At 62.8% G+C, this 17,398-nt stretch carries 21 protein-coding genes; 13 read left to right on the top strand and 8 right to left on the bottom strand.

Annotated elements, in window-relative coordinates; genetic code table 11:
• Window positions 1-3: 3 nt before the first annotated feature.
• From HT585_RS17025 to HT585_RS17050, 6 genes are all read right to left on the bottom strand, one after another.
• Entirely contained in the window at window positions 4-1,122 is a 1,119-nt protein-coding gene (locus HT585_RS17025) for a mannonate dehydratase (RefSeq protein ID WP_176354027.1), read from the bottom strand.
• 20 nt (window positions 1,123-1,142) lie between these two features.
• A complete protein-coding gene (locus HT585_RS17030; RefSeq protein ID WP_176354028.1) occupies window positions 1,143-1,928 on the bottom strand; it encodes an SDR family NAD(P)-dependent oxidoreductase in 786 nt (261 codons plus the stop codon).
• An 18-nt stretch (window positions 1,929-1,946) separates the two neighbouring features.
• Complete coding sequence (locus HT585_RS17035) at window positions 1,947-2,939, bottom strand: ABC transporter permease (RefSeq protein ID WP_176354029.1); 993 nt, start codon at window positions 2,937-2,939, stop codon at window positions 1,947-1,949.
• A complete protein-coding gene (locus HT585_RS17040; protein ID WP_176354030.1) occupies window positions 2,936-4,471 on the bottom strand; it encodes a sugar ABC transporter ATP-binding protein in 1,536 nt (511 codons plus the stop codon). The genes HT585_RS17035 and HT585_RS17040 overlap by 4 nt, the downstream gene beginning before the upstream one ends.
• Window positions 4,472-4,532: 61 nt before the next feature.
• Window positions 4,533-5,498, bottom strand: a complete 966-nt coding sequence (locus HT585_RS17045) for a substrate-binding domain-containing protein (protein ID WP_176354031.1) — start codon at window positions 5,496-5,498, stop codon at window positions 4,533-4,535.
• Between the two features lie 92 nt (window positions 5,499-5,590).
• Window positions 5,591-6,346, bottom strand: a complete 756-nt coding sequence (locus HT585_RS17050) for an FCD domain-containing protein (protein WP_176354032.1) — start codon at window positions 6,344-6,346, stop codon at window positions 5,591-5,593.
• Between the two features lie 206 nt (window positions 6,347-6,552).
• Between HT585_RS17050 and uxuA the strand changes: the two genes are divergently transcribed.
• The 3 genes from uxuA to HT585_RS17065 all read left to right on the top strand — a co-directional run bounded on the left by uxuA (window position 6,553) and on the right by HT585_RS17065 (window position 9,044).
• Window positions 6,553-7,758 (top strand): mannonate dehydratase, encoded by a 1,206-nt coding sequence (uxuA, locus tag HT585_RS17055; RefSeq protein ID WP_176354223.1) that lies wholly within the window; start codon window positions 6,553-6,555, stop codon window positions 7,756-7,758.
• Window positions 7,755-8,447 carry an RraA family protein gene (locus HT585_RS17060; protein ID WP_176354033.1) on the top strand — a complete coding sequence of 231 codons (693 nt, stop codon included), beginning with the start codon at window positions 7,755-7,757 and terminating at the stop codon, window positions 8,445-8,447. Before uxuA ends, HT585_RS17060 begins: the two co-directional genes overlap by 4 nt.
• 75 nt (window positions 8,448-8,522) lie before the next feature.
• Window positions 8,523-9,044, top strand: a complete 522-nt coding sequence (locus tag HT585_RS17065) for a ribonuclease H family protein (RefSeq protein ID WP_246707784.1) — start codon at window positions 8,523-8,525, stop codon at window positions 9,042-9,044.
• Window positions 9,045-9,100: 56 nt separating this feature from the next.
• On the opposite strand, the gene HT585_RS17070 is transcribed toward HT585_RS17065, so the two are convergent.
• Window positions 9,101-9,406: a hypothetical protein gene (locus HT585_RS17070; RefSeq protein ID WP_176354035.1), complete on the bottom strand. Its 306-nt coding sequence runs from the start codon at window positions 9,404-9,406 to the stop codon at window positions 9,101-9,103.
• A gap of 367 nt (window positions 9,407-9,773) precedes the next feature.
• On the opposite strand from HT585_RS17070, the gene HT585_RS32205 reads away from it, so the two are divergent.
• From HT585_RS32205 to HT585_RS17090, 4 genes are all read left to right on the top strand, one after another.
• A complete protein-coding gene (locus tag HT585_RS32205; protein WP_176354036.1) occupies window positions 9,774-11,381 on the top strand; it encodes an ATP-binding protein in 1,608 nt (535 codons plus the stop codon).
• Window positions 11,378-11,977, top strand: coding sequence for a response regulator (locus HT585_RS17080; protein WP_176354037.1), 600 nt, complete (start codon window positions 11,378-11,380; stop codon window positions 11,975-11,977). The genes HT585_RS32205 and HT585_RS17080 overlap by 4 nt, the downstream gene beginning before the upstream one ends.
• A 117-nt stretch (window positions 11,978-12,094) precedes the next feature.
• Entirely contained in the window at window positions 12,095-12,583 is a 489-nt protein-coding gene (locus HT585_RS17085; protein WP_176354038.1) for a GlcG/HbpS family heme-binding protein, read from the top strand.
• 563 nt (window positions 12,584-13,146) lie between these two features.
• Entirely contained in the window at window positions 13,147-13,407 is a 261-nt protein-coding gene (locus tag HT585_RS17090) for a DUF1127 domain-containing protein (protein WP_246707710.1), read from the top strand.
• A gap of 161 nt (window positions 13,408-13,568) precedes the next feature.
• Here the strand turns inward: HT585_RS17090 and HT585_RS17095 are convergent, their stop codons facing one another.
• The gene (locus HT585_RS17095) at window positions 13,569-14,327 is read right to left on the bottom strand and encodes an APH(3'') family aminoglycoside O-phosphotransferase (RefSeq protein WP_176354224.1); all 759 of its coding nucleotides are present in this window, start codon (window positions 14,325-14,327) and stop codon (window positions 13,569-13,571) included.
• A 186-nt stretch (window positions 14,328-14,513) separates the two neighbouring features.
• Here HT585_RS17095 and HT585_RS17100 point away from each other — a divergent pair, with 186 nt between their 5' ends.
• The 6 genes from HT585_RS17100 (at window position 14,514) to HT585_RS17125 (ending at window position 17,070) form a co-directional block, all read left to right on the top strand.
• A complete protein-coding gene (locus HT585_RS17100) occupies window positions 14,514-14,918 on the top strand; it encodes a VOC family protein (protein ID WP_176354039.1) in 405 nt (134 codons plus the stop codon).
• Window positions 14,919-15,098: 180 nt separating this feature from the next.
• Complete coding sequence (locus tag HT585_RS17105; RefSeq protein WP_176354040.1) at window positions 15,099-15,422, top strand: ArsR/SmtB family transcription factor; 324 nt, start codon at window positions 15,099-15,101, stop codon at window positions 15,420-15,422.
• Entirely contained in the window at window positions 15,419-15,829 is a 411-nt protein-coding gene (locus HT585_RS17110; protein WP_176354041.1) for an SRPBCC family protein, read from the top strand. Before HT585_RS17105 ends, HT585_RS17110 begins: the two co-directional genes overlap by 4 nt.
• Before the next feature lie 76 nt (window positions 15,830-15,905).
• Entirely contained in the window at window positions 15,906-16,115 is a 210-nt protein-coding gene (locus HT585_RS17115) for a hypothetical protein (RefSeq protein ID WP_176354042.1), read from the top strand.
• A 14-nt stretch (window positions 16,116-16,129) separates the two neighbouring features.
• Window positions 16,130-16,627, top strand: coding sequence for a DUF1801 domain-containing protein (locus HT585_RS17120; protein WP_176354043.1), 498 nt, complete (start codon window positions 16,130-16,132; stop codon window positions 16,625-16,627).
• A gap of 236 nt (window positions 16,628-16,863) precedes the next feature.
• A complete protein-coding gene (locus HT585_RS17125; protein WP_176354044.1) occupies window positions 16,864-17,070 on the top strand; it encodes a hypothetical protein in 207 nt (68 codons plus the stop codon).
• The last annotated feature ends 328 nt before the right edge of the window (window positions 17,071-17,398 follow it).

Consider the following 17,398-nt stretch of genomic DNA (forward strand, 5'->3'; position numbering starts at 1 on the left):
CTCCTATTCGGCCGCCATATCGTGGACAAGCGACCGCGACGGCCCGAGGGCGTGGGCGTTCTGCACCAGCGCACGCATGTAGCCGAGTGCAAAGGCCTTGCCCGCATGCCAAGAGGCCGCACAGGTCATGGCCGGCGTATGGTCGGGGATCATCACGCCCTGATAGTTCTCGTCGCGCAGGATCCGCACGATCTCGGCCATGTCGATATCGCCTTCGTCGACAAAGGTTTCGACGTAGCGCGGCATCTTGCCCCTGACATTGCGGAAGTGGATGTAGCCGATGCGGCCCGAGCGCGCGAAACGACGGACATGCTCGTAGATATCGCCGCCCGGCATTTCCTGCAGCGAGCCGAGGCACAGCTCCAGCCCGTTGGACGGAGAATCGATGATCGACATCAGCCGATCGTATTTCTCCGGCCGGTTGACGAGACGCGCCGTGCCACGCAGTACGTCCGCGGGCGGATCGTCCGGGTGAGCCCCGAGCATGACGCCCGCTTCCTCGGCGACCGGAACGACCTCTTTCAGAAACCGCGAGAGACGATCCCAGATCTCGGCGTGGGTGACCGATATGGGTTTGGCGCCTGGCACGCCGCGCCGATAGCGCATATTCCAGACCATGCCGTCGGGGATCGGCGCATCCGGATCGGGCACGGCACCCGGCGCGTCCTCGACGCCGAAGCCGACGGATTCGGCACCGCCGCGGGCATAGGGACCGCGCGTCCAGCCATAAACACCGGCGAGCGAGAAATTGTAGCCGATGCAAGGCACGCCAGCGCGTCCGGCATCGCGGATCAGTTGCTTCAGCGCCTCGATCTGCGCGCCGCGCTCAGGCCCGTCGAGCAGGATGTCGTGCCAGAAGCGCGGCGAAAAATTCTCGATCGCGGCAAGCTCGAGCCCGGCGGAACGCACGTCCTGAACAAGGGCCGACAGCTCCTCATAGGTCCAGAGGCGGTCGGTGGAGCAATCGCCCCAGCCGCCGTTGTCGCCGCTGTCGATCTTCGGATCTTTGCCGGCGAAATAATTGGTCAGGTGCGCAACGACGTGGGTCGCGCCGGACTGGAGCGCGAAGCGGTAGTTGTCGGGCGTGAGCTGTTCACGATAGAGGCCAAGGCCGATTTTCATCTTGTTCTTTCCCTGTGCGATTATTTCACGCCGATGCCGGCGGTGAGCCCGCCGTCGATGCGGAAGTCCGATCCGGTGATGAAGCCGGCACGATCGGAGGCGAGATAGGCAACGAGCTCGGCGACCTCTTCCGGCTCGCCGATGCGGCCGACCGGGTGGGCAGCGCCGAAACGGGCGAAGGCTTCCGCTTCGCTGACGCCCTCGCCGCCATAGGTGCGCGCGGCCAGCGACAACAGCGGCGTGCGCACGGAACCGGGGCTGACGGAATTCACCCGCACCCTGACGTCGGCATGGTCAAGCGCCATCGCACGGGTCAGCGCGTGGATCGCGCCCTTGGTGGCGACATAGGCGGCCACGTTCTGCTGGCAGGCGTGGCCCTGGACCGAGGAGATGTTGACGATCGCCCCGCCGCCGCGCTTGCTCATCTCGGGGATGGCGAAACGCCCCGTCAGGTAGATCGAGCCGACATTGACGGACAAGCACCGATTCCAGGTCTCGAAGCTGGTGTCGAGCACGGTCCCGAAGGGATGGACGGCGGCGGCGTTGACGACAATGTCGAGCCCGCCATGGCGCGACACGACATCCGCGACGGCAGCCGCCACATCTGCCTCCACGGACACATCGGTCAATCGGGAGGCCATTGCCAGGCCGCGCTCGCTCGCGATCCGGTCGAGCGTCTGGTTGGCCGCCGCATCGTTGCCGCAGGCAAGGACCTTTGCACCGGCCGAGGCAAGCCTGATCGCCGATGCCAGCCCGATGCCGGAGGTTCCGGTGATGAGCGCTATTTTTCCTGCAAATTCAGTCATGGTCGGCTCCAAATTCCGTTAGCGCACACGTTCCAGCACCTGGTTGAGAAGCACGGCGCCTAGGATGATCCCGCCGCGCACGACGTACTGCCAGTATTCGCTGACATTCATCAGCGTCATGCCGTTGGAGATACAGCCGAGGAAAAGCACGCCGATCAGGGTTCCCCAGATGCGACCCTTGCCGCCGAAGAGGGAGGTGCCGCCGATGATGACGGCCGCGATCACATCAAGCTCCATGCCGGTTGCGGTCGTGCCGGTGCCGGCACCGATCTGCGAGGCAATCAGAGTGCCCGAAATCGCCGTCAGCGCGCCGGTGAGCCCAAGCGTCAGCGCCTTGACTTTCCAGATGTCGATGCCCGAAAGCCGCGCTGCCTCCATGTTGCCGCCGACGGCGTACACCTCGCGGCCGAAGCTGGTGTATTTCATCAGGAAGTGCATCCCCGCGAAGGTGAGCGCAAAAATATAGACGGGGAAGGGAATGCCGAAGAGGTAGCCACCGCCGAGGAAATCGAAACCGGCCGGAAAGGTCGACAACGGAAACCCGCCGGTAATCAGGTTGGCGACACCGCGAAGGGCGGCAAAGAGCGCCAGCGTGGTAATGAAGGTCGGCACGTTGAACCATTGCCGGAAGCGGCCGGTGAGATAGCCGAGCGAAAAGCCGACGGTAAGCGCGACGGCAAAGCCGAGGATGACAGCACTCCAGCCGCCGATTGCATCCGTGTAGGCGTCGGCAAACCAGGCGACGATGCATCCCGCGAGTGCGACCCCGGCGCCGACAGAAAGATCGATCTCGCCGGAAATGATCACCGCAGTCATGCCGAAGGCGATGATCCCCAGCATCGCCACCGTGCGCAGCACGTTGAGGATGTTGGCAGTGGAGGCAAAGCCCGGCGCCATCAGGATGAGGAACAGGACCAGCGCCGCCAGGATGATCTCCATCGGATAGGTCTTGATGAGGCGCAGCGAGACGTTCTGCCCCCTGTCTTCTGCGGATTGGCTGACAAGTGTCATTGGGAGGCCCCTTCCATGCATAGGCCGTAGAGTTGGGTAAGATCGGTGCGGGTGGGGTCCACCTCGGCAACCACATTGCCGTGGTGCATCACCAGAATGCGGTCAGCCACTTCGAGGACCTCCTCGAGCTCAGTCGAAACGAAGATGCTTGAAAGGCCGTCCGATGCCTTTTGCCAGATGATGTCGAAGATCTGTCGCTTGGCCTGAACGTCGACCCCACGGCTTGGCTCGTCGAAGAACATCACCGAAGGAGCCGTGTTCAGCCACTTGCCGATCACCACCTTCTGCTGGTTTCCGCCCGATAGCGAAGACACCGGCAGCTCCGGATCGCCGCACTTGATGTGCAGGTCGGCGATCTGGCGGTCGATAAACGGCTGTTCGCGGCGACGCGAGATCAGCCCGCCGCGGGCGATAGGCCCGAGACTTGCCATGCAGAGATTGTCGCCGGTCGGCAGCGATTGCACGAGGCCGACCTCCTTGCGGTTCTCCGGCGTATAGCCAAGGCCGGCCGCACGCATCTGGCTCGGCGTCGCTCCCGTCATCGATCGCCCTTCAAGGTGCACCGTGCCGGCGTCGATCCGGTCTGCACCGAAGATCGCGCGCATAAGCTCTGTCCGGCCCGAGCCGAGCAGACCGGCGATCCCGAGGATTTCACCGCGATAAAGGTCGAAGGAGACATCGTTGAAGTGGCCTGCCCGGGTCAGGCCGCGCACTTCGAGAAGTGGCTTTACCCTGTCGATCGTCTGGCGTGGCGGACGCGTCGCGCGGGCGGCGGCGCCGAACATCATGCCGACGATTTCGGAGGGCGAGGTCGTGCGCATCTCGACTGCACCGATGTAGTGACCGTCGCGGATGACGGTACATGTGTCGGCGATTTCGAAGAGCTCGCTCATGCGGTGGGTGATGTAGATCATCGTCACGCCGCGTGCCCGCAACCGCTCGATCAACGCGAAGAGCTGCTTGACCTCTTTCGAGGCGAGCGCCGATGTCGGTTCGTCCAAGAGCAGGATCGACGGGTTGAAGGACATCGCCTTGACGATCTCGACCACCTGCTGCTGCCCGACGCTCAGCGCCGAGACCGGTTGGCGGGAATCGATCGAAAGCCCCATGTCGGACAGAAGCTCGGTCGCGCGGCGATGCAAGCCCTTCCAGTCGACGACGCGAAAGCCGGCACGCCTGACATGCGGCAGGCGACCAAGAAAGATGTTCTCGCCGACGGAGAGTTCCGGGACCAGCGACAGTTCCTGGTGCACGGTCACGATACCGGCATCGAACGCATCGTGCGGCGAGGTAAAGGACTGGTCTTTCCCGTTGACACTGATCGTGCCCGAGGTCGGCTCGGTCACGCCGGCGAGAAGCTTGATCAGCGTCGACTTGCCGGAACCGTTCTTTCCCATCAGGGCATGAACGCGCCCCGGGGCGAAGTCATGGGTAAACTCCGACAGGGCAACCGTCGGGCCGTAACGCTTCGTGACGGATCGGAATTCGAGCCGCCCTTGAGCGGCGTCTGTCTGGGGCTGTGAATAGGTCATCCGTGTTTTCCGGTTGGCGCGGCAAATGGTGGGCAGGGCCGAATGGCCCCGCCCCGCGACCTCACTTCAGAGCCTTCAGACCTTCCTTGTAGGCGGCGACGCCGTCGGCATTCGCACGCGTCAGCGGAAGGACGGGAACATTGACCTTCGTTTCGAACGTCTTGCCTTCCAGCAGCTTCTGTGCGGCCTCGATCGCCTGCTTGCCGACCTCGAGCGGCTGCTGCGCCGTCGTCGCCTGCAGCACGTTGTCCTTGTCGAGAAGCATGTTGGCGAGTTGTTCGGAACCGTCGGTGCCGAAGACGAACACCTTGCCCTCGAGCCCGGCCTTCTTCACCGCCTGGACGGCGCCGATTGTGCCGCCTTCATTGGCGGCATAGATCACCTTGATATCCGGGTTGGCGGTCAGCATGTCGCTGGCAACGGCCAGCGCCTTTTCAGCGAGCCACGCATCCTGCTGGGCGACGATCTCCACCTGGTCGGAGACCACGTGCAGGAAGCCGTCCACGCGCGCGTTCGACTGCTCCGGCAACAGCGCCTTGAAGGCGAGCGTGCCGATCTTGACCTTCTCGCCATTGCCGAGGGTTTTCAGAAACGGCGCGGCCGCCTCGCCGGTGCCGATGCCGATATCCCGGTCCGAGCTCGTCACCGTCGCCTGGGCGACGTCGCCATTGGCAGACGTGCCATAGGTAACGACGGTGATGCCGGCATCGCGCGCTTTCTTGAGGGCTGGAACCGAGGCGTCGGCCGACAGCGGCGCGACCACGATCGAGTTGACGCCGCGGGCGATATAGGTGTCGATCAGCTGGGCTTCCTTTTCGAGCTTGCTGTCGCTGTTTCCGGCGAGCAGTTCGTCGCCGGCCGCTTCCGCCGCCTTCTCCATGCCGATCTGGATGCCACGGAAATACTGGTCCTGTTGGAAGACGATGCCGGCGATGGCCTTGCCGTCGGCAAGAACGGCATTGGGTGCGAAGCTGACGCTCACCAGAAGGGCTGCGAGCGTCAGGACGTGGCGTTTTGCATTGATCATTTTGGGTCTCCTCCCCGATGCCCTTGATCGTATGGCCGGACCCGCGGGCATAGGGGCCGGTGCTGACTGAATGCTGGAAACGATACGACCGCCTAGGTCTTGGTCGTGGCGGATTGGGCACCCGATGGCGCACCGACGAATTTGAGGCCGAACTCGAGATGGCGGCTCATGAGATAGGCATAGGCAATCCGGTCGCGCGCTCTCAGCGCACCGATGATTTCGGCATGGGCCTCGTAGGTCGCCGATTGCACCGGCCGCTCCGCCTTGCCGAGGCGCATGACTTCCTCGATGACGCTGCGCATCATCCGGTAGGCGGCGAGCGTCGTCCGGTTGCCGGAGAGCTCGACGATCGCCTCGTGGAACTCGTAGTCGTAGCGAGCCGCCTCCTCGACGCTCTCAGCCGTCCGGATCCGGCTGTTGGCCGCTTCCAGCCTGTCGAGGTCGGCCTCGCTTGCATGAAGAATGATGTGGTCGCCGACGCCGGTCTCGATGATGCGGCGGAAGCCCTGAAGATCGCGAAAGGAATCGGGCGATATGCCGTTGTGAAAGGCAAAGAGCCGGCGGATCGCCTCGCCGTGACCGCCGCTGATGACGGCGCCGACCTTGGGTCGCGTCTCGACCAGCCCATAGGCGCGAAGAACCTGGAGCGCTTCGCGAACGGTGTTCCGACCGGCCTGAAACTGTTCGCCGAGATCGCGCTCGGTCGGCAGCGCGTCGCCAATACCGAGACCGCGTTCGGCGATCAGATCCCTGATCTGCTCGACGAGCCTATCGACTGCCGACGTCTTGCCGACCTCGGCCGGCTCGACACCTGTCGAATGCTCCGGTTTTGCGGAATTGTGCGCCACGCTCTCCTCCTGTGTGCCGCTCTATTTGTTGGTCCAGATTGAAAAACAAGTCAAGCGCTTCGCTGAAGATTCGACATTACTTGGAACAATTTGGCATTACTTGCCTCTTTTCACTTGAATTTTCGTTTCCTGCATCTCTTAATGCCTCATCTGGTCCAACAATAAAGATCGTCACCGGGACCCCAGGAGTTGAAGAGATGAGGCCGATGGAAGAATGCTTTCGCTGGTATGGACCGGATGATCCGGTGCCGCTCAGTCATATCAGGCAGGCCGGCGCGACGGGCATCGTCACCGCGCTCCATCACGTCTATGACGGCTCGCCCTGGTCCGACGATCAGATCCTGAAGCACAAGGCGCTAATCGAGACGGCGGGTCTGCGCTGGAGCGTGGTCGAGAGCATCCCGGTGCACAATTCGATCAAGCTCAGATCGTCGGACAGCGCCCGCTACATCGGCTGGTACAAGGACACGATGCGAGCGCTTTCGCGCTGCGGCATACGCACGGTCTGCTACAATTTCATGCCGGTGGTCGACTGGACCCGTACCGAACTCATGCATCCCTTGCCGACGGGCGGATATGCGCTGCGTTTCGATGCCATCGATTTTGCCGCCTACGATCTGTTCGTGCTGAAGCGGCCGGGCGTCGAGCAAAGCTATTCGCCGGCTCAGATCGAAACGGCACAGGCTCGCTTTGCTGCGATGCCGCCTGCAAAGATCGACCGGATCGAACGCAATCTGATTGCCGGCCTGCCGGCATCGGAGCGCAAATTCGATCGCGTCGGCTTCCTCGGAGCGCTGGCGGAGTATGACGGCGTCACCGCAGAAGATCTGCATGAAAACCTCGCCCACTTCCTGCGCGAGATCGTGCCCGTTGCGGAGGAGATCGGGGTAAGGCTCTGCATCCACCCCGACGATCCAGCCTTCCCGCTTTATGGCCTGCCTCGGATCGTTTCCACGGCGCAGGATGCGCGCCGTATCCTGGCAGCCGCGAACAGCCCCGCCAATGGCCTGACCTTCTGCACCGGGTCCTACGGCACCCGCGCCGAGAACGACCTGCCCGAAATGGTGCGCGAGTTCGGCCCACGCATCCATTTCGCCCATCTGCGCAACGTCCAGCGCGAAGCGGATGGGTCGTTTCATGAGGCCGACCATCTCGGTGGGTCGAGCGATATCCCGGCCGTCATCCTCGCCCTCCTCGAAGAGCAGGAGCGTCGCCACGTGGAGGGACGCGACGACTGGCAGATCCCCGTCCGCCCCGACCATGGGCATCTTCTTGCCGATGACATCGGCAAGGAAAGGATCAATCCCGGCTACTCGCTGATCGGCCGTCTCAAGGGTCTCGCCGAAATCCGCGGCGTGATGCAGGGCATTTCAGCGGTCAAGGCCGCACAGACCAAACAGGTGACACGATGAAGCCTTTTGAGGACGATGCCGCCTTGTTCGCCGCAATGCGCAGCCGGCTCTTTACCGCCGTGGTCGGCGACATACTTGATACGATGGGTCTGCAGCATCAGTTCCTGCCGCCGCGGATCAAGGCTCTGCGCGATGACATGGTGGCGATCGGTCGCGCGATGCCGGTGCTGGAGGCAGATTTCTTTGCGACCGCGGGCACCAGCGGCCATGCCGAGATCAGCGCCAAACCCTTCGGTCTGATGTTCCACGCGCTCGACAGCCTGAAGCCCAATGAAATCTACGTTTGTGCAGGCTCCTCACCCCGCTATGCCGTCTGGGGCGAGCTGATGTCGACGCGCGCGATCCAGTTGAAGGCAGCAGGCGCGATCTGCGACGGTTACTGCCGGGACAGCGGCGGCATCCTGGCCCTGGATTTTCCGACGTTCTGCTACGGGTCCTATGCGCAGGATCAGGGCCCGCGCGGCAAGGTGGTCGACTATGCCGTCCCGATCGAGATCGGCGGCATTCGCATCCGGCCGGGCGATATTCTCTTTGGCGATCGCGACGGCGTTCTCGTCATCCCGCGCGAGGCGGAACAGGAGGCGATCGCCCTCGCCTTTGAGAAGGCCGAGACGGAAAACAAGGTTCGTCTGGCGATTGAGGCCGGCATGAGCACGGTTGAGGCGTTCGAGCGCTTCGGCGTGATGTAGTCGGCAAGCGCGTCTGGTAGACATGGGCAAAACTGCACACAGGATCAGACCACCGAAATGAACGACGCCTTCACCATGCTCAACTCGCACACGTATGCGGTCGAGGCGCAGCCTTCCTCCGCAGGCTTACACGTCTTCACCGATGGCTCGTATGATCCGAGGTCCGGAGAGGGCGGCTGGGCATTTGTCGTCTATCACGATGGTGCAGAGATCGCGTCCGAGTTCGGCGGCGCCCGGCGTTCCGCCGACAACACGATGGAGCTGACGGCGCTGCTGAAGGCAGCGCTGTGGCTCAACGGCAATGCGCCTGCCGAACGCGCAACTGTCTGGTCCGATTGCGTCTATGCGGTCAATGGCTGCAACAGCTGGCGCCAGATCTGGAAGAACAACGGCTGGAAGAAGATTGTCCCGAATGCGAAGGTCCGAAGCCGGACAATCGCGAATGCCGAGCTTTGGGTAGCGATCGACCTTCAGCTCTCTAGCAACCCCGAACTGGCAGTCGCCTGGTGCAAGGGCCATTCCGGGCTCGTCGGCAACGAGCGTGCAGATAGGCTTGCGGCATTTGGGCGGCAGTCTGCCCGGAACGGCGCCCGCTGATACCGCAAGTGTCTTTCGCCAGCACGGTCGCGCCATGGCGACATTGCCCGGAACCGCTAGTGAAAGACGTGCGCATTGTGGGACATCGTGTCCTCGGCACCGGCTGATCGCGTCGAAGACAGATGGACCAGGGTGATGCCCAATTCGAGAAGAAGCTCGGCGGACTTGATATCCTGCGCCGCGAAGTTGTCGGTATATCCGCGGATCGTGCAGGCGACGCATTTCGAGTGGGCCGCGAAACGGATGTCGCCCAGGTCTTCCGCCTCTTCGGCGACAGCCTCCAGCGCACAGGCGACCGTCTCCAGCATGCCGCACCGTTCGCGCATGCTCATGTCTTCCAACGTCTTTGGGATATCGATCATGTCATCTCCTTCGCGCCCGGCAGGATAAGCTGCAGCGCTGGCATCACGTCGAATTCAGGTGTTAGTGTAGATATGGAGATCGCAGCGTCCATTAGCAAATCATGTCGGCCATGCGGCGACTGCATGGCAGGCGCAGGCGGGCGGCGGGCGCAGACCGGTGCCCTGCCGGGTTTCATCTTTGTGCGTGCGTGCTATGAGATCGGGCGGCCCCGACCTTTCCGGAGCAGATCATCGGGTTGGAGATGCGTTAGTCCGCCAAGAGAGACATGTTCGATTTGACCGCTCATTTTCCCTTGCACGCGCTGGATCGGGCCGAAGAAACCGCAGGCGGACCTGTCGCGCCACCCGTGACGCTGGATCTGCCGACGTGAGCGACGGCCTCCTGAAATCTTGGCTGTTCGGTATCGCGCTATGGCTTGCGGCGGTTCTTGCCTTTGCTCTCTATTCCGTCGAAGCGTCTCGGCAGCGCCTAAGCGATGAACTGATCGTCGCGGGGCGAACCTTGCACCGGCTGATATCCCAGCGCGCGGCACAGCACGACGCCCATATGACCAGCCTGATCGCGCTTGCCGATAACACCGATCCGGCCCGGCTGAATGCCACCCGCCAGGTGATGGAGAGCGTTGCGCGGTTTTATCCGCGCATCGCCTGGCTCGCGCTTGTCTCGCTGGACGACAAAGCTGGCCTGGGCGCAACCGCGACAACCCGAAGCAACGATGCGCTTGTCCCGATGATCGAAGTCCCCGCCGACGGGGGCGAAGACCTCTCGCCGCTGCGCGACGCCATCAAAGGGCAGCAACGCGGCAAGGTCGAGGCCTATGCCGGCCGGAACGGACGGTATCTCCTCGCCAAAAGGGCGCAAGCGCCGTCGGACGCCGCGCTTGTGCTTTCAATCGATGCCCGCCACTTGCTTGAGCCGGAGGAGCGGCCGCTTTGGGCCCATATGCGATTGACGCTCCACAGCCATCTCCTGGTCGATCTGCCGGCCGAGGAGACGGCGAGTGCCACCGCGTCCTTCGTCGCCCCTTCCCATTTCGAATCGACCATCGACAGTGGCAGCCAAAAGATCTCGCTGTCGCTCGACCGCCCGATGTCGACCGAAGCATTGTTGCCGATGCGCCAGCTGATCGGCTTCGCCGCCATGGCCGGACTGGCGTCCTTTGCGCTGATGTTCGCGCTACGCCAGCGGACTGCCGCCCAGAAATCCCTAAAGTCGACGCAGGAGGCTGAAGCCCGGGCGCTGCTGCAGGAGCGTCAGGCGCTTCTCGCACATGCCTCGCGCGTCAACGCCATGGGGGAGCTGGCATCAGGCATCGCGCATGAACTGACGCAGCCCCTGACGGCGATGCTGAGCCGCAGCCAGGCAGCCCTCAGACTGGCCGGCACCGACAGGCCCGATATCGGGCTGATCTCCGAGGCGCTGGAAGTCAATGTCCGCGAGGCGAAACGGGCGGGCGAGATGCTGAGGCGGATGCGCGATTATGCTTCCAATCGGGCGCCGGAACCCGTCACAAGCGCAATAAACGGCATCGTTGCCGAAATTGCAGCGCTGACAGGCGCCGACCTCGAGCGGCGCGGCATCCAGTTGAAGCTCGACCTGACGAAGGAAGCGCCTGAGGCCGACGTCGACCCGATCGAGCTGGAGCAGGTGCTGCACAATCTGATCCGTAACGCCGCCGACGCGCTGGAAGGCGCGCAGACCGTCGGGCCGCAGATCGAGATCGAGACGGGTGCCGTCGGCGGCGAAGCAAAGATCGTCGTTCGCGACAATGGACCGGGGATTGCCGCAAGCGCCTTTCCCAAGCTGTTCCATCCCTTTTTTACGACCAAGGCCGACGGCATGGGTCTGGGGCTCTCGCTGTGTGAGACGCTGATCCAGCGCGTCGACGGCGGAATAGACGCCGAAAACGCACCCGGTGGCGGGGCTTGTTTTACCATTACGCTGCCGCGTACGCACAAGCAGGAGAGGCCGTGAGCAAATTCCGGGTCTATCTGATCGACGATGATGAGGCCGTGCGCGCAGCGCTCGCCTTTCTGCTGAGCACCTACGGCATCACCGTCGAAACCTTCGGCGATCCCCAGGCTTTCCTGTCCCATATCGACGAGGAGAAACCGGGATGCCTGATCGTCGACCTGCGTATGCCGCTCGTCTCCGGATTGCAGCTGCACGCAAAACTCGTCGAACGCGGCATTGACTGGCCGACGATCATGATCACAGGACACGGCGACGTCGCGGCCTGCCGGCGGGCCTTCAAGGCGGGCATCCAAGACTTCCTGACCAAGCCGGTTGACGGCGAGGTGCTGGTGGAGGCGCTGCAACAGGCATTCGCCAGTTTCGACGCGCGGCTCGAAAAGCGCGAGGCACGGCAGCAGCTTGCACGGCTGACCGAACGCGAGCGCGAAGTGCTCGACATGGTCGCTCTTGGCTGGGCGAGCAAGGAAATTGCAGAAGCGCTCAACATCTCAGCGAGAACCATCGATGCGCACCGGGCGAAGATCGCCGACAAGCTCGGCACCAGCTCGGTCGCCGAATTCGTGCGGCTGACATTGGCGGATAAGGGTTCGGCATAGGTGATCCTACCTATGCGAGGTGGTGGCTCCGCGGATTCTGCTGGCGGCGTCGATTGGGTAGTTCTGGTTTCGGAAAAAGCGAACCGCTTCCTCCGGAACAAGGATAGGAACCACGCCATGATCAAGACCCTTCTCGCAACGGCTTGCGCACTCGTCGTCGTCGGCGGCACCGCAAGGGCCGAGCTGCTCACCGAAAAGAACATCCCGTCGAGCCTTGCCGTCGAGATCGCCGTGAATGCCGTTCAGGCCTGCGCCGCCGACAAGTTCAACGTGACGGCAGCGGTGGTCGATCGCGCCGGCGTGCTGCGCGCGCTCGTGCGCGCCGACAATGCGGGCCCTCATACGGTTGAAGCGGCGCGTGCCAAGGCGTTCACGTCCGCATCTTCGCGGACGCCGACCTCGAAAATGGCCGAGAACGTCGCCAAGAACCCGGCAGCCGCCGAGCTGGTCAACATCGAAGGCTTCCTGGTGCTCGCGGGCGGCGTCCCGATCAAGGCCGGCGACGTCACCATCGGCGCGATCGGCGTGGGTGGCGCTCCCGGCGGCAATCTCGATGAGGCCTGCGCTGCCGCTGCCATCGAAAAAGCTGCCGGGCAGCTGAAGTAATCTGGAACCACCGGTGGCCGGCTCTCCCGGCCAAGATCGTCGCGATCCCCCAGGACGGTTGCACCGCCCTGGGGCGGAAGCGTGTCGGCTATGACGGGTGGCCCGGCACCGACCAATGGCGCTGAGGCGACCTACGACAACCAAGATGCTCTGGATCGGAACGGTGCCGCCGAGTGCGCACAGGTTTGCCGACAGACCGGGACAGTAACATGTTGCCGACGAGCAACATATCCCTGACGATATAATTGCAATTCGAAATTGCGCCTTGCCGTTCCGGCAATCCCATGAGACGTTACATTGTCTGCAACACACACTGAAGGAGGCGTGAGATGACATATACTCTCTTTAATATGCGCACTTCTGGTGGAGCCGTTGCTGTACTCGGGATGCACCGTGCATCCTGCTTTGCCCCGTCGGGTTCACAAAGCGCCTGAACGCTGGCCTTCAACGGCCCGGCATTTCCCAACTGACCTAACGTTACCGGCCCATGACGCGACGAATCGCGTCCAAGCCCAAATCAACTTTTAGAGGACCCGATCGCGTCGCAGCGTCGGGATAAACACATGCGTGAGACATCTTTGCCTGTTGCCGGCACTCTGCCGGCAGCCCTCGACGACCTGTGCCGTACGTTCGGCATCTGGAAAACAGCGACCGGCCTCGTTCGGGCGGCCTGGCGGCATCACCGGCTGGTCAACCAGGCGACCGGCCTCTCCAACCGGATGCGCCGCGATATCGGGCTTCCCGAAATCGACGAACCGCCCGACGACCCCTGGATCGCTGCCTGGGCATCGCCGCGGTGGGCTCCGGCCGTCCGTATTAACTGACGTGGTGCATCAACCGTCAAACCCGTCAGGGTGAGACGGTTGATGCCGCTCATGCAACACGGGCGCGACCCCAGTCGCCCGTGACCTGCCCTTGCTAAAAGGGCCGCAACCGCGTGCCGAGCACCAGGTACCACGCAGCGGGCTCGCACCTGCGGTCCAAATCAGCCCCATGTCAGGGGATCGAGACGCAGATAGAAATCCAGACGCGCGCGATCGGGTGCGGCAATGCCGAGCGTCTCGAAGAGGATTGCGCGCGCCCGCTGCTCCTGAGCCGGCCCCGCCCAGATTTCGCGGGCGTTGGCGGTCATCAGCGCCAGGTCTGAGTAGCGGTCCGCCGTTCCCAGACGCCCGAGATCGATCATGCCGGTGCAGCGGAGGGTTTGGGGGTCGATCATGAAGTTCGGCATGCAAGGGTCGCCGTGGCAGACCACGCGGTCCCTTGCCTCCTGCTCGAGGCGAACTGCAAGTTCCCGCTCCACCCGTGCCAACAAGTCTATCGCGGGCGTCTCCCGGTCATCATCCGAAAGGAAATCACGATTGACGGCATTGCGCCCGACCACGTCTGCCGCGCGCGCGAACATCGTCGCCAGGCCACGGTCAAAGGGGCATTGGTCGGCATCCAGCGCATGGAGGAAACCGAGCTGCTGCGCCATGGACGGCCAGGCATGGAGCAGGTCGGAAGCCGGAAGATCCACCGCGGGAACACCTTCGATTGCCGACATGATCAGGCACGCACCGTCCTCCATTATTTGCCAATCGATCACTTCGGGGACCAGAATGCCGTTGCCGTGCAACCACAGGAGCCGGTCGCGTTCCCCGGAAAGCTCTTCGGAGCGAGCAGCCGTTGCGACCTTGGCATAGGCGCGGCCGTCGCCGCGCCGGTAGACGAAATCTCCGGACTCACCGGCCACGACAGGCATCCATTCGAAGGGCAAACGCCCGAGCAATTCCTGTGTCCAACTCACGGCGGCGGCTCCCACTGTCTTGAAACGGCTTGTGTTAGTTGGGCGCCGCCAGCAAAGATTGCAACCATGGACTGACCGACGCTGCTCGACAGATGAATGTCGGCGGCGCGGCAAGGCTCCAACACAGGACAAGGGGCAGAAATGAACCAGGCGCTCGCACTCATCGCTCTTGTCGTCCGTGACTACGACGAAGCGATCAATTTCTATGTGAACACGCTGAATTTCGTACTGGTCGAGGATAGCTATCAGCCGGAGCAGGACAAGCGCTGGGTCGTCGTCAAGCCTGCAGGCGACGGCAATACCTCGTTGCTTCTTGCGCGCGCTTCCAATGCCCATCAGCAGGACTATGTCGGCGACCAGGCGGGAGGCCGGGTCTTTCTCTTCCTGCGCACCGACGACTTCTGGCGCGACTACAAGGCTTTGGCGGCGCGAGGCGTCGAATTCGTGAGGGAACCCAAGGAAGCACCTTACGGGACTGTCGCGGTCTTCAAGGACCTCTACGGCAATCTCTGGGATCTTGTTCAGTTTACGGATGGCAGGGCCTGAGCGGCAGCCGAAGACAAGACGCCGCAACAGGATGTGACGTTCGTGCCTGTCGATCCCGCGATCGTGGCGAACGTTGAAGTGTCCGAGTTCAGACCGCCGCTTTCCCATGATTGGGGATTGACTTAATCATAGCTCGCCAGTTATGGATTAAACCCATAGCCAGCGAGTTATTGAATTGCCATGCCGCTACCGCACGAAATCCTGTTCAAGACCCTTGCCGATCCAACGCGGCGGGCCATTTTCGAACGACTCTGCCGCGAAGGCGACCAGACCGTCGGGGCGCTGACGGCGCATGCGGGGATTTCGCAGCCGGCCGTTTCCAAACATCTGGGCGTCCTGAAGCGTGCCGGCCTGGTCAAGGATCGGCACGAGGGCCGGCTGACGCATTACCGCGCTGAACTCGGCGCGCTTGACCCGCTCGTCGGCTGGGCAAAAGAGATGACCGGATTCTGGCAGAACCGTTTTGACGACCTTGAAGACCTGCTCAAAAGGATGGATCAATGATCGAAACTGCAACCGAAACGCTCACCGTCGTCGTCGAACGGGAGGTGCCCTATCCGGCGGAGAAGATCTGGCGCGCGCTGACCCAGCCGCACCTGATCGAGGAATGGCTGATGAAGAACAACTTCAGGCCAGACCAGGGACACCGTTTCAATCTCACGGCCGACTGGGGCTCGGTCGACTGCCAGGTGCAGGCGGTCGAAGCCAACAAGTCGCTGTCCTACACCTGGGACACCAAGGACCTGAAGAGCGTCGTCACCTGGACGCTGACACCGACGGGTGCCGGCACCCACCTGCGCATGGAGCAATCCGGCTTCCGGCCGGACCAGCAGCCCTACTATCACGGTGCGCAGGCTGGATGGCCAAGGTACCTTTCCGCCCTCGAGCAAGTCTTGGAGCGGTTGGACTGATGATCTGTCCCGCACGGCGGGTTCGTGCCGTGCGGATCATCCGATCCGTTCCGGCAGGTAATTGAAGGACATGGCAATGAACTGGAACAATTGCATTCGACAGGTCCACCGCTGGACGTCTTTTGTGTTTGCGGTGGTGGTCTGCGCCATCTTCGCCACCCTGGGAATGGGGAAGCAACCGGCCGAGTGGGTCTATTTCCTGCCGCTGTTTCCGCTTGCGGTCCTGCTGGCCACCGGCCTCTACATGTTCGTGCTGCCCTATCTCGGCGGACGGCGCACGGTCTGATAGGAGCGCGCGGCATGGCCGGTAAGACAACCATAAAGCCCACAACGCCATCGGAGAAGCCGACCGTCAGGAAAGCCAAAACGGACAGTGCGGCTCCGGTCGCGTCCGGCGAAGTCCCACTGCTGTCCGGCGGCAATCCGCAGATCGCCAAGGGCTATGGCGACGCCCTTGTCCAGGCTTACATCGCAGCGATGCCGGGCTGGAAGAGCGATGTCGGACGGCGCCTCGACACGCTGATCGAACGCGCCGTTCCCGACGTCTGCAAGGCTGTGAAATGGAACTCTCCCCTCTATGGTCTTGAGGGCGAGGGCTTTTTCCTCGGCATCCATGTCTTCACCAAGTACATCAAGGTGGCGTTCTTCCGCGGCGCGTCACTCGATCCGGTCCCGCCCGGCCAGTCGAAGCAGAAGGACGTGCGCTATCTCGACATTCGCGAGAACGACGACCTCGATGAAGAACAATTCGCCGACTGGGTAGGGCAAGCCAGCCAATTGTCCGGCGAGCGCATGTGACAATCGGCCGGCGGCGCAACCGGACGCGGATGCACGGGAGCGCCGGTCGTGTGCCAATGCCGCCGCGCGCGCCTGCATGCTCAGGCAAAGCCCGGCAGCGTTAACGCGCCATTAAGCATAGCGAGAATGCAGCCGTCCGACAGGCTTGGGAACGCGCGGGGCTTCACCTAAGTACACGCTCCTCACCCGATGCTGGGTGATTTGCCCGATGCCGGGTGATTTGATGGAGTGACATGATGTCAATGGAAAATGAGGCCGCCGCGCAAGCGCTGGCGCTCGATCGATCGGTCAGCGATGCCGAAATCAACATCGCCATCTCCCATGCGCAAAACGCCATCGAGGCCGCGGGTGAAACCCAATCCCCGGGACTGCGCCGCGCGCAGCAGGTGAAAGATGCACTCGAAGGCGCGCTGCGGCTTCGCGGCCGCGGCGTCGGCCGGTGAACAATTGAAGCCAGCAGGCTAACGGCCGCCGCTCCGATCGAGATCACCGCGCAGGTTCCATAACTTTCGCACCGTCAAACAGGATCCACGATGCAACTGATGTCCATGCCGGCTGTTGCCGGCATATCCCTGGGCGTTGCGATCGCCAGCATCTTCTCTCGCAAGCATCGTGGAAAGCCCATCGGCGAGAGGACCCTCGCCGCCCTGGGAAGTTTCCTGGCTACGCTTCTCGGGCTGCTTGCTCTCAACTTCGGAATCTTCTGCGTTCAGCAATCCTAGCTGGACGCATTCAGGGCGTTGTCGATCACGGCTGGAGCAACCAGGCATG

Origin of the sequence: Ensifer oleiphilus (assembly GCF_013371465.1) — a bacterium.
GTDB classification, from domain to species: Bacteria; Pseudomonadota; Alphaproteobacteria; order Rhizobiales; family Rhizobiaceae; genus Ensifer; species Ensifer oleiphilus.